The sequence below is a fragment of the Pedobacter sp. Leaf250 genome (assembly GCF_920984735.1).
In the GTDB taxonomy this organism is placed as follows: Bacteria; Bacteroidota; Bacteroidia; order Sphingobacteriales; family Sphingobacteriaceae; genus Pedobacter.
This window is the reverse complement of sequence record NZ_CAKLBU010000006.1, coordinates 37,452-50,551: the sequence shown is the minus strand read 5'-3', so window position 1 is coordinate 50,551 and position 13,100 is coordinate 37,452. Positions and strand designations below refer to the sequence as shown.

General features: G+C 36.7%; 7 protein-coding genes. 4 read left to right on the top strand and 3 right to left on the bottom strand.

The features are described 5' to 3' along the window. Nucleotides 1–139 precede the first annotated feature (139 nt). From LUA91_RS06730 to LUA91_RS06715, 4 genes are all read left to right on the top strand, one after another. Nucleotides 140–1,327, top strand: a complete 1,188-nt coding sequence (locus LUA91_RS06730; protein WP_231425263.1) for a GAF domain-containing sensor histidine kinase — start codon at nucleotides 140–142, stop codon at nucleotides 1,325–1,327. Continuing rightward, nucleotides 1,324–1,515 (top strand): hypothetical protein, encoded by a 192-nt coding sequence (locus tag LUA91_RS06725; protein ID WP_231425262.1) that lies wholly within the window; start codon nucleotides 1,324–1,326, stop codon nucleotides 1,513–1,515. The genes LUA91_RS06730 and LUA91_RS06725 overlap by 4 nt, the downstream gene beginning before the upstream one ends. A gap of 474 nt (nucleotides 1,516–1,989) precedes the next feature. Further along, complete coding sequence (locus LUA91_RS06720; RefSeq protein ID WP_231425261.1) at nucleotides 1,990–3,207, top strand: sterol desaturase family protein; 1,218 nt, start codon at nucleotides 1,990–1,992, stop codon at nucleotides 3,205–3,207. After that, nucleotides 3,197–3,889, top strand: a complete 693-nt coding sequence (locus LUA91_RS06715; RefSeq protein ID WP_231425260.1) for a lysoplasmalogenase — start codon at nucleotides 3,197–3,199, stop codon at nucleotides 3,887–3,889. The genes LUA91_RS06720 and LUA91_RS06715 overlap by 11 nt, the downstream gene beginning before the upstream one ends. 192 nt (nucleotides 3,890–4,081) lie before the next feature. Here the strand turns inward: LUA91_RS06715 and pbpC are convergent, their stop codons facing one another. From pbpC to LUA91_RS06700, 3 genes are all read right to left on the bottom strand, one after another. Then, on the bottom strand, nucleotides 4,082–6,463 hold the full coding sequence (pbpC, locus tag LUA91_RS06710; RefSeq protein ID WP_231425259.1) for a penicillin-binding protein 1C: 2,382 nt from the start codon (nucleotides 6,461–6,463) through the stop codon (nucleotides 4,082–4,084). Between the two features lie 175 nt (nucleotides 6,464–6,638). After that, a complete protein-coding gene (locus LUA91_RS06705) occupies nucleotides 6,639–7,187 on the bottom strand; it encodes a transposase (RefSeq protein WP_231425258.1) in 549 nt (182 codons plus the stop codon). A gap of 143 nt (nucleotides 7,188–7,330) precedes the next feature. Further along, the gene (locus LUA91_RS06700) at nucleotides 7,331–12,922 is read right to left on the bottom strand and encodes an alpha-2-macroglobulin (RefSeq protein WP_231425257.1); all 5,592 of its coding nucleotides are present in this window, start codon (nucleotides 12,920–12,922) and stop codon (nucleotides 7,331–7,333) included. Nucleotides 12,923–13,100: the final 178 nt, after the last annotated feature.

Genomic DNA, 13,100 nt, shown 5'->3' with positions numbered 1-13,100 from the left:
AACCGGGCATTTTTTTTGCATTTGATCAACAGTTAAAACCACCAGATGGTGGATATGTAAAACTAATGTTAGATCGTAAGGATTATTTTTTTTGAAGATTAATTTTTTTGTAAATTGTGCAACATTATTCTAATAACCCTTGCAAAACGAATACACGAACATTCCTGCTGATATTGAGTCGATCAGCAAAATACCAGCAGTTGCGAACATTTTAGAAATTGTTTGTAATACAACTGGAATGGGCTTTTCTGCTGTTGCCAGAGTCACATCAGATAAATGGGTGGTTTGTGCTGTTAACGATAACATAAATTTTGGTTTAAATCCTGGCGGAGAATTAAAGCTGGAAACAACCATTTGTAACGAAATCAGGCAACATCATGATCCAGTAATTATCGATCATGTTTCAGAAAACGAAGAATTTGCCAACCACCATACACCCAAAATGTATGGCTTTGAGAGTTACATATCGGTGCCTATTGTAAGAAAAGACGGTGTATTTTTTGGCACGCTTTGCGCCATCGATCCTAAACCGGCTAAACTCAATAATCCTACCATTATTGGCATGTTCAAAATGTTTGCTGATTTGATTGCCTTTCATTTAGATGCCTTGGATCGGCTTGCAATATCAGAAGAAAGTTTGCAAATTGAAAAGGAAACTGCTGAAGTAAGAGAGCAATTTATTGCCATCCTTGGTCATGATTTGCGAAATCCTTTAAATGCCATATCGAATAGTGCGCAATTATTAGCACGTATTAATCATGATGATAGGACACAGAAGCTGGTTAATATTATAAAAGATTCATCCTTCAGAATGAATGGATTAATTGAAAATATGCTCGATTTCGCAAGTGGAAGGCTAGGAGGCGGTATAAATATTTCCCCTACGCCTGATGAAGATCTTGAAAAAGTATTGTACCAGGTTATTGAGGAGATCCATGCCATTTCTCCGGATAAAAAATTGAATCTAAATTTTGATATTGCTCATCCAATCCATGCAGATGGGAAGCGGATAGCCCAGCTTTTTTCCAATTTATTAGGTAATGCATTGGCCTACAGTTCGGCTGATTCTACCATTGATATTTCTGCCATAACCAACGAAGATGAATTTAAACTTTGCGTAGCTAATCCTGGAAAAAAAATTCCAGAAGCAGCGATGGAAAGATTATTTCAACCTTTTTCAAGGGGTGAAGTAGAACCTAATCAAAAAGGACTCGGTTTAGGTTTGTACATAGCTGCAGAAATTGCTAAGGCACATGGTGGTACGCTAGATGTTAGCTCCGACGCTGATAAAACTTGTTTTACTCTTATTTTACCAACGCTAAAATGATTGTAAACGATCAAACTCCAACCTCAACAATTTTAGAATTAAAAGTTGGAATGCATATAGATAATAATCTGATTTCTGGCAACATTGCTCATATAGAAATTCAGGAAACAGATGAATATTTATTGTTTTTGTTTGATCTTGAACAGGGAAATCAAATTATTGTTAGGAAACTTAAGCAGGTTTGCTAAATTATAATATTGATTTTGGATTGAAATTAACCTGAAAGATTTGATCTTCTCATCTTCCTATTTATATCAGCCAGAATTAAAATGGCGATATTTCTTTAATTATTATCATTTTCCATGCTAAATATCTGTTTGATATCATCGTTGATTTTCATTTCTCATGTGATGCATATAAATATTTAAAAGGTTGCATTCGCCACTAATACCTTTAAATGTCATTTCATCAATTAATTGTTTTCTTAAGGGCAAAACTTTAGGTGTCTTCATTCATATAAAAAATTAAAGACTTCGGCATTTGCATGATGTTCTTGTAGATTTTATGTTTGAAGATCCGTGATTTCCAATTTAGGATTTAAACAAATTTTAATATAAAGGTCTAAAACGCTTTTCCTTTAATTTCTAGAGTTAGATTTTTCCTAATGGCGAATATTTTATAAATTGTAATTAATATTCTAACCAAATATATTTTTCTTCTCTATGAAAGTAGATTATATCGCTTTATCTGTGCCTGTTTTTTTTATTCTGATTGGGATAGAGCTTGCCTACAACTTTTATAAAAAACTAAATTATTACAGGCTTAATGATAGTATTTCAAATTTAAGTCAGGGAATAGGGCAGCAACTGACAGGGATTTTTATGAAAACAGCGTTGTTTTTTGGTTATAAATATATTTTCGAATATTGGCGGTTTTTCGAAATGCCGAAGACCATTTGGGTATGGATTATTCTTTTTATTGGTGTCGATTTTTTCTATTATTGGTTCCACAGAATGAGCCACCAGATTAATGCATTATGGGCGGCTCATATTGTTCACCATCAATCTGAAGAATATAATTTAACCGTTGCACTGCGTCAGAGCTGGTTTCAAGGTTGGTTTAGCTGGGTTTTTTATCTGCCCTTGGCTTTTGCAGGTTTCGACCCAATTATGTTCTTAACCTTAAGCTCTTTCAATACTTTGTATCAGTTTTGGATTCATACCCGAGCCATCAAATCGATGGGTTTTTTGGAATACATCCTGAACACGCCATCACACCATCGGGTTCATCATGGCTCTAATCCGAAATACATTGATAAAAACCATGCGGGTACATTAATTATTTGGGATAGGTTTTTTGGTACCTTCCAGAAAGAAGAAGAGGAAGTTTATTACGGCATAACTAAACCTTTGGCAAGTTGGAACCCGGTTTGGGCAAACCTTCACTATTGGGATGATTTAGTTAAAACCGCTCGCCAATCGCCAAAAATGAGCGATAAGATTAAAGTATTTTTAAAACCTCCAGGTTGGTTTCCAGCGCATTTGGGTGGTTTTCAAAACGCTCCTGAAATAGATGTAGAAAATTATAAAAAATATAATCCCCAATTTCAATCTAAACTTATCGGATATGTTTTAGTGCAATTTCTAATTGCATTAACTGCAGGCTCGGTAATATTATTCTCTTATACAAAATTGGATGCGTTGTCGTTGGTTTCTGGCACAGTTTTTACTATATGTACATTAATAACCTGCGGTGCTTTATTGGAACAGAAACATTGGCTCATCAGATTCGAATATTTTAGATTAACACTAGGTTTTCTTTTGGTTTTAATTTTGAAATTTCCAATTGGATATCAACTAATGTTTGCAGGCATCCAGTTAATATCCGTAATTTGGTATTTTAATTTGCACAAAGCAAAATCAAATGTCAATGAAAACTAAATTGTTCTCTTTTATTTTTGCGCTAGTTTTTATTATTCAGCTTTATGCAGAAACAGATGGCAACATTCAATTGCGAAATTTCTCAAAGCCATTAATTGTTATTTCGCTCTTAATGTGGCTTTACTTGAGTACAAGTCTTAAAGGTCGGTTTCATAAAAGAATTTTTACGGGTTTAATTTTTGCACTGGCAGGCGATATTTTTTTAATGTTGCAAACTGGCCATCCAAGTTTTTTTATCTACGGATTGATCACTTTCTTGCTTTGCCATATTTTTTATATCAGGGCATTTATCCTTGACCATAAATCAAATCCAAACCACAAAAATGCTTTCTTTTTGTGGGTAGTTGGAGCGTTGATTATCTTTTGTGTGGGGCTGTTTTTCTACCTTCAACCATTCTTAGGTAGTATGCAGTTTGCCGTTTTGCTGTATGCTATCATTATAACATTTATGGCGATTATGGCTGTAAATCGGTATGGTAAGGTGAATATTTTTAGCTACAAACTTATTTTATATGGTGCTTTATTTTTTCTCTTATCCGATAGTGCATTGGCTGTAAATAAGTTTGCCCAGCCAATTCCCCAGGTTGGAGTTTTAATTATGGCTACATATATGATAGCGCAATATTTAATCGTTTACGGAACGGTTGAGCGGAAATTAGTGGTAACTAAAACGGAAATTTAGAAAACAGCATTTGCTAATAGACAGCAATTTGTAGATAACGTTTTCACTCTGAGTCATTAACTATTTGTTTCAATCATAAGCAGATTTCTCGTTTCTCATCCAACTTAAAACCGTTGACTGAAGTCAAAGACAATGAATAGTAAATTGGTTGAAAATTAAATAAATCTATGGCTAATTCCCACCACCTATTCCTTAATTTTTTTGCTTTTTTTCTTTATCCAATATCGTAAAAACCTGCACCAATCTTTCACCGCTTTCATCAACCAAAGTTAATGTATGTTTGCCAGGTGATGGGCTGATGGCCAATTGATGATAATTGGTTGTCGTGGATACGTATTCATTATCGATATGCCAATAAATTTTCGAGTTTTGATTTCGGTGTGCTGCATTTAAAACGATTTTGCCCCTCGTTCCATCCAGTTCAAGAGGAATATAAACAATGGCGCCATTTTTAGGATAAATCAATTCCATTACATTGTTGCCACCATTATTATCGCAACCGGCCATAAAAGGAGGCAAACTTTTGTAATCGCTGTTTTTAATTTTATAATAATATTCCATCGCCGGCGGCAAGATAAACCAGCTTTTGTGTTGCATATTAGTAACACTTTCGCATTGGTCAGTTACGCGGTAAGTTCCAGTCCGGTCTAAATGTATTAGTTTATGAAAAGGGCAGGCTACTGTTTTCTCACCTGAAGTTGGTACCAATTCATCTACTGCATCAGGACAATTTTCGCCGGTTTTGTAACCGCTCTGTTTACAAACTTTAATTTTTTTAAGTTTGGTTGCTGGAATTTCAAACCATTTTCCTTTGGGTAACAGCTTGAAAATATCGAATAATACTGGCGCAGCAGCCTCAATGCCTACTAAACCCGGGCGACCCTCACCATCGGCATTGCCAACCCAAACGCAAACCACATAATTCGGCGTTAAACCAACCGCCCAGGCATCGCGAAAACCAAAACTTGTTCCTGTTTTCCACGCCACTCTTTGCGATGAAGAAAACTGCTCCCATAAGCCCTCATCACCGGGCCGCATTACTTCTTCCATGGCATTGAAAGTAGCCCAGATTGCGCCATGGTCTAAAAATGAATTACGTTGGTAATCTTTTTCTTCAGTTTTATTGGAACTAAAATAAGTTGCCGGTTTATAATCATCAGGATTATATAAACCTTTATAGGTATTGAAGTGGTTTAGCGTTCGAACCATTCCCATGTAAGTATTGGCTAAATCCCACATGGTAACTTCACTGCCACCTAAAATTAACGATAAACCGTAGTGGTCGGCGGGTTGATTTAAAGTGCCGATTCCAAGTTTTTTAAGCTTATCATAAAATCGTTCGTACTTATATTGCTGCAACATTTTCACCGCCGGAATATTTAGCGAACGGCTCAAAGCTTTATCGGCTGAAATGGCTCCATCGTAACCCAAATCATAATTTTGTGGTGAATAACCGGCAATTTGTGTCGGAATATCTGGAACTAAAGTATGCGGCAAGATGAATCCATCATTTAACATACTGGCATAAAGCAATGGCTTTAGTGTACTTCCCGGACTTCGGGGCGCTTTAATCATATCTACATGGCTCTGTAAATCTGCATTCTCGGGTTGATAAATATTTCCAACGTAACTCACTACCTGTCCTGTTTTGGCATTTAAAACCAAAGCAGAAATATTATTAATATCGTTTGCACGGTATCGATTATTATATCTTTTTAAAATTGAATTGATTTTGAGCTGAATATCTTCGCTTAAAGTTGATTTTATTCTTGTAGTAGTGATTTCCAGGCTGGCACGCTCAACTTTAAAACGGTTGAGTAAATGCGGAGCATTTTGTGGTAAGGGTAGTGGCTTACCTGGAACGGGTTCGAGTTTAGAAAGATTAGCTATCGATTGGTCGATGTATTTTAATTTGGCTAATTTATCCAGCAAATCATTTCGTTTTTTTATTAAGCGGGCAGAATTTTTACCTGGGTGAACCAGGGATGGACTATTTGGAAGAACAGCTAGTGTCGCCATTTCTCCCCAGGAAAGTGTCTTTGAATCTCTGCCGTAATAGCGCCAGCTAGCAGCCTCCAAACCCACAACATTACTTCCGAAAGGGGCATTTGCTGCATATAAACCAATTATTTCTTCTTTTGAATATTTAAGTTCTAATCGCAAAGCTAGAATCACTTCCAGTAACTTTTGCCAAATGGTTCGATCTTGTTTTCGAGATAAACGAATGACTTGCATTGTTAGCGTACTGCCTCCACTTACCACACTTTTTGCTTTAAAATTTTGTCGCATGGCTCTGCTCATGGCCAAAAAATCAATCCCGAAATGATTGTAGAATCGTTTATCTTCAAAGGCAATGATGCAATCTTTAAATTTTACAGGAACTGAATCTGCAACGGGGAATCGCCATTGACCATCGCTTGCAATTGCTGCACTTAATAGCTTTCCATTATTAGCCTCAATTACATAGGAAGTAGGGGATTTGAAAAGTTTTGCAGGTAATGCAAAAAGAAAGGCTACAAGCAAAGCAAAGCAAATGATGTCGGTAATTAGAAATGCTTTTGGAGGTTTGCTCATTAATTATGATTTTTTTATGCAATGGTGCTAGTCCTTATGAACCTTGAATTTATTATAGATTTCGGTTCTTGAGGACACGAACCGAGGCGATGGTATTTATACTTTAAGTTACTATGCCGTGGTTCGTGTCTCCACGAACCATTAAGTTTTAGTGAGGCACTAACCATAAAAAGAACTAAAACTCTAATCTCAAGTCTTTCAAAAATTTAAATCTCGTGTTGTTATTCTCATAAAAACTTGCGGATGAATACAAATAATTAGACGGCTCATCAGCTAATTGCCAACGCTCTGCTGTTGGATTATTGTGTAAATAATCTAACTTTTGATATGCTACATCAGGAGAATATAAATGTATAGCTAAAGAATCTCTTTGCCAAAATTCATAATTTTTGTTAGCTAGATTAACCCGATAAGTTGTTAATTCTTCATCATTTAATAACTTTTTAAATTCATGAGCTGTATATTTTAAGAACGAGCTCTGAGCTGTTTCCTTTCCGTTTAATTCATTTACTTTCCAAATTAAATGTATGTGGTTTGGCATAATAACAAATGCATAGAGATCAATTTTTTTAAGTTTACATAAATGTTCAAATGAACTAATTATTATGTTTTTAAATTCGTTTTTGAACAAAAGATTTTGCCATTTGTTAATTGTTGCCGTCCAAAAATATATTTGTCCTATTTCGATATAACTTTTTCTCTGATGTTCAAATAATTTATCCATTTAAAATAAGCTTAAGATTCAAAATTTCGGTTCGTGGGGACACGAACCGAGGCTATGGTATGTTACTCAATGTTTTGTTGAGCACTAAACTTGCGAAATTCGACCCGGCTCTTTGCCTTTCAAAACTTCGTAAGTTATGTTTATTACTTCACCACCTGAACCCACTTACCAGCTTGCGTTGCAGAAATATCATTATTATACATCGCTTCGCACTGAACAGCAGATAAATAATACCTACCTGTATAAGATGCATTTAGCAAAACTTTGTAAACCAAACTTTCATTTTCTCGGATATTGAAATAAGTAAAAACCCGATCATCTCTTATATCCTGATAAGTAAATGGAGATGAGGCTAAAATACTTTGGTTATCGTTAACACGGGTATTGATAATTTCCCATCCAGAAGGGAAGATTTGAGTCAATGCCATTTGCTCATAGTAACCCAATCTGCCTGGGTTTTTAACAGTTACTTCAGCATAAAAATCAGTTCCCTGTTTTAATTTGGTTGGGTCTAATGGTGTTCCGTTCAAACGTTTGTAAGCAACATTCATATCTAAAACATCAGGTCTGTTTGGTAAGAAATTATTCTGACCGGCAACTGGTTGTCCTTCTAAAACCAAGCGAACAAATAATACATTATTTCCATTATTGGTAACCGAAGCTGTACCTCCTTTAAAGTTTACCGGAGTGCTATTTAAATACTGGTTTGAGTTAACAGGAGCCGACTTGCCATCTAAAACATATTGATATTGCAACTTATTTGATGACTGATTAGAACCGCAGAATTTTGCAATTGCCAATAAACTGTAAGCCGTTGTTTGGGTACTGTACCATGTATTTTCACCAAGTTTAGCTGCCAAAGGTTGTAGTAAACTGGCAGCTTTTGCTTTTTGTCCAAGTAATGTTAAGGTTTCTAAAATCATCGCTTCATCACGAACATCTGAACCGTATGTTCCACCGAGCTGCTTGTAAGGCTGGATAGTAGTATCCAATCCGCTGATCATGTTTTGAGCGACATTATTTTGCCCTGCCAGTTTGTAGGCAGCAGCCAAACGCCATTTCGCAGCCACCGAAAGATATTCGAAAGCTTTTAAACGATTCATAGCAGCCATTTCAGGTTTTTTAGCCAAAGCCAACATATATAAACGGTAAGCTTGAGATAAATCACCACCGTAAAAATTATTGCTGTTAGGTGCCCAATTCGCTGCTTTTGTTTTTTGATAACGCAACAATTCATCGAGCAAACCAACAGGTAAAGAGTAACCTGCATTTTGTGCCTCAACCAAAAAATGACCAGCATAGTTGCTTCCCCATTCATCAGAACTTCCTTCACCTGGCCAATAAGATAGTCCTCCATCGGTAGTTTGGAAGCCTTTAATCCTATTAATTCCAGCTTTTATGTTAGATTCTGTTTTGGCTTTTTGCTGTTCATTCAATGGACTTAATCTATCTAAATACAATTGAGGAAAAATGCCTGATGTAGTTTGCTCAATGCATCCGTGAGGATATTGAATTAAATAACTTAATCTTTTTCCCAAATTGATTGCCGGGATTGAAGAAACTTCCAAAGATCCGGAATTGGTTCCTGCCATCCCGATAGGTAGATAATTTACAGCCCATTTGGTATGCGGTTGAACTGTGGCCGAAACTACATTTGTTACATAAGGATTTGGATTCCTGATGTCCATTTCTACATCGTATTCTGTTCTTTCGCCGCCACTTTGTGCTACTACTTTTACTTTGGCAATACCAACCTTATCTGGTGCCTTAACTTCAAAATAAGCCATTTGCTCACCAGTTTTTTGGTAGTAAAGTTGCTGTTTATTCGTGCCCTGAACAATTAAATTATTAGCTTGTAACTGAACGGAAACATTCTTTAAATTGTTTTCAGTCGCAAAAACGGTAACCGGTAAAGTAAAGCTTTCACCCGGACCAATCACCCGTGGCAGCGTAGCCAAAACCATTAAAGGTTTTTTAACCTGAACAGATTTTTCTGCAAATCCGTAGGCGGCATCCTGACCAGCAACAACCATCGCCCTAACGGCGCCAATGTATTGAGGTAACTTAAATTTATGGTTTTTGCTTTCGCCATTACCAATAGTATAAGGACCCATAAATTTAACAACCGCTTTAAATCTATTGGCCTTTGCAGGATTTAAATTTTTATTGATGCTTCCATCACCACCAATACTTAGGATGCGCTCTAAATTGCCACCCCATGCGCCTAAAACATAATCAAATAAATCCCAGGTTTTTACGCCCAATCCTTCGCGGGCATAAAATGCGCTATGTGGATCTGGTGTTTTAAAGCGTGTTAAATCCAATAATCCCTCATCAACCAAAGCAATTGTGTAAGTCATTGCTTTACCATTTTGCTCGCCAACGGTAATTGTGTTTTCGGTTTCAGGCTTGATTTTATCCAACATTTTAATCGTTGGTTTCAAAATGGTTTGAGGGTCTTCAACCGAAATCGGAATAGCACCATACATTCTGAGTGGCAAATCGTTTACGGTTTGTGCATGTGGCTGCAATAGCGTAACATTTGCGAAAACGTTTGGCGCCATGTCTTTTTCAGCCTTGAATTTATACTGTGTTTGTCCGGCTTTGGTATCAATCCAGAAAGTTTTTAAAACCCGACTTCCGTTTTCAATTGAAATTAAAGCTCGTCCATCTTTACCTGTCGGGATGGTTAAAGTTATGTCTTCGCCGACTGTGAATTTTTCTTTGTTAGCCGTAAAAGATAACATTGATGCTTCTGTTGGATTTGAACCTTGCTCACGCTGTGCCCAACCTGGCCAATCTACATAAACAGATTTTCCGGTTACGTGGCCACCGTTTTCATCGCGTACTAAAATCAAATAACGGCCCCATTCGGGTTCATTGATTCGTAAATTCCAGCTTCCTTTACCGTTTGATAAAGTAACGCTGTGCGTTTCAACCAGTTTGTTATATTGGTTCTGCGTGAAATTCGCATAAGTGTTTTGGTTATCTTGTTCCCACCACCAGCGCCATTGTGTTTTGTATAATTCAACCTGAACGGTTTTACTGCCACTAAGTAGCTTTCCATCGGTATTTACATTTACAATTTCGATTTTGTGGTCTTTCCCGGTAACCAACATTCCACTAAGTTTATCGCCTTTTTCCGGACGGATACCCAAATAGCTTTTATAAACGTGATATGGAATACTGAAATTATCAATACTGAAATTACCCCCTGGCTCGAAAACTTTCGTGGTAAAGTTTGCCCTTAAAACACCTGGAGCGGTATTGTTTTCATTCAGGTTGGTGTTAATTTGTGCTGTTCCGGCTCCATTTAAAGTACCTTCAAAAATTGTTTTTACCTGCGATTCGAAATTTACGGTCGGGTTATCAAAACTAAAACCATCGAAACCTTTAAATTTGGTTTCTGTGGTATTTAGATTTACATCAACCTTGGCTTTAAGATTTTGTGCTGGGGTACCGAAAAGCCACTTTGCCGATAGGGTAGCGGCAGATGTGCCCGAACTTAAATAGGTTCTGTTGCCCACATTGAAATCAATTTTCAAGCGGTTAGGCATAACCGTTTCAATCTTTAATGTTTTAGTAAATGTTGCACCACCAGCCTTTACTTTTGCCATCCAATTTCCAGTTGGGACGGTACTTTCTGTAGCCGTTTTAAAAGTGTAGAATCCATTTATCGGTTTACCATTTATCAATCGTTTATACAGCTGACCTTTAGGGTTATAAAACTCCATCGTAACCGGATAATTTGTTGGAAGTTTTTTCGGTTTATCTTCTAAAATAAAAGAAACAAACAAGCTATCACCTGGTCGCCAAACGCCACGTTCGCCATAAATAAATCCTTTTAAGCCACTCTGAACTACATCTCCACCAACATCGAAACGACTTAATGGTAAAGAACTTCCATCATCCAGTTTTAAATAACCACGCTCCGAACCATTTTTGGCAATCAATAAAAACGGCTGACGTTTCAAATCGAATCTGGCAAAACCATCGCCATCAGTTTTAGTGGTAAAAATAATTTGCTTCTGGTAGTCCATCAGCTCCAGATTTACGCCACTTAACGGTTTTGCAGTTAATAAATCTGTTGCTACGATAAGCATACTGTTATCGTTACCGCGTTTGGCCACTAAACCAATATTTGATGCAATTAAGTTTCTGCTCGTCCAACGTTCATTGGTATAAAAAGATGGCGTACAAGGATTATCCTTGTCATTCCAGCGGTAATTTCTTGGATAATAATTGTTATAGCGTTGCCAGAAATCATCGTCTTCATCAATTTTTTCGCCATAGCCTTCGTAATCTCCATAATATTCTTCACCATCTCCACTGCTTGCTGTTGCTTCACCAGCTTTGCAGTTGTAAGCATTATATTCTTGCCTGAAGGCGATGGTTACCCGATACATTGCACCCGGTTCGGTGCGAATCATTTTATCTAAATCCAGTGTAAAGCGATTTTTCTTATGAAGATTAAGGGCCTTATCCTCATCCAATCGAACTGTTTTTTGAAGGATTGGTTTTGCAACCCTACGTAACTCATTGCCATCTTTATAACTATTGGTTTGGAAAAATTGTGGTATGTTGTTTTCGTAAATCTTAATCACCGTAACATCAACTGCTTTTAAGTTGATGGCTTCAAAAGGTAAAACCAACTTTCCAGAATTTGGTAAAATCGTTCCTCCACCTGCAATTGTTACCGATGGGATTTTATCTTCAAAAACTAAATTCGCTGTTTTACCGCCTGTTAAGGTTTTACCGTTAATGTTTTCTACACCGTTATTAACGCTCAATGTATACTTGCCTTTCAATTCTTCGGCTGCGTAAACTTTAACCTGACTTGCATCAATGGTGTAACGTAAATCGCTCAGATTGCCAAGCGAAATCATTCCTGTTAAATCCTGACCAACACCAATCGGCTCTGAAAATTGTACCAGAGCATAATCTTCCTCGCCCTGGATGGCTTTCATATCTAAAATTTCGAACTTATTTAAAGCTGGAATTCTGATTTCTTCTTCACCTTTTTGGTCGGCATCAATAGCGTCGCCATCCCAATCAATCTTCAGATTTTGATCTTCGCCTTTCTTTTTTATACTATCGATTGTGAATTTTGAAATGTTTTTAGCAGGATCGTGCTGCCATTTAACTTTCAGTTTCTGATCAAAATCGAGTTCAATTACCTTTTCAATTTTGGAAGTTTCCTCTACATCTGCTGTCGCAACTTCGCCGGTTAGCTTCATGTAATCCAACGAAGTATTATTTTGAGAAACCAAACCGTTTTGAGAAAGCATTATGCCAGGCGTAATTACCTTAAACTCAAAATCGAAATCCTCCAAGCCTTTTTCGGTATCCGAAACTTCAGAAAGTTTGAATGTGGCTTCATATTCTTTTCCGGGTTTTAAATTTTCATCAGGACGGAATTCTACTGTTTGAGGATCTATCCAATAGGTTTTTCCTGAAATAGATGGCGAAAAATCGAATAACTCCCGAGAATCAGCCTTGCCTAAATCTTGCATTCCTGTAGCAGCATTTGCTAAGTGAACGCGAATAAAGCTCTTTTTTGAAATGGTTCCAGAAGTGTAAGCTTCGATATATTTTGCATAAGCCTGATTTTCCTCATTTGTTTTTTTCTTGCGATTGAAATAAAAAAAGAAGATTGCAGCGATTGAAACTGCTAACAAACCAATAAAAATAAATTTCTTTTTGGAGGATGATTGATAGGTAGAGGGTTGTTCCATTTTTGAAATTCTGATTAGATGTGATTGAAAATTAACTAAAATTTCAGTTAAATTAAATTATGTTGAAAAGTAAGGTGTTGTGGGGATTTTGATTCATTTCAATCTTTACAACTCAATTAAAACTATCCTTTTTATTTTTCCAATTCGATAGAAGATGCATATCTGCCACAAATATTGA

Excerpts from the sequence above, each read along its gene's own strand:
- LUA91_RS06700 (WP_231425257.1), bottom strand. The coding sequence starts at position 12,922 with ATGGAACAACCCTCTACCTATCAATCATCCTCCAAAAAGAAATTTATT.
- LUA91_RS06725 (WP_231425262.1), top strand. The coding sequence starts at position 1,324 with ATGATTGTAAACGATCAAACTCCAACCTCAACAATTTTAGAATTAAAA.
- LUA91_RS06720 (WP_231425261.1), top strand. The coding sequence starts at position 1,990 with ATGAAAGTAGATTATATCGCTTTATCTGTGCCTGTTTTTTTTATTCTG.
- LUA91_RS06715 (WP_231425260.1), top strand. The coding sequence starts at position 3,197 with ATGAAAACTAAATTGTTCTCTTTTATTTTTGCGCTAGTTTTTATTATT.
- pbpC (WP_231425259.1), bottom strand. The coding sequence starts at position 6,463 with ATGAGCAAACCTCCAAAAGCATTTCTAATTACCGACATCATTTGCTTT.
- LUA91_RS06705 (WP_231425258.1), bottom strand. The coding sequence starts at position 7,187 with ATGGATAAATTATTTGAACATCAGAGAAAAAGTTATATCGAAATAGGA.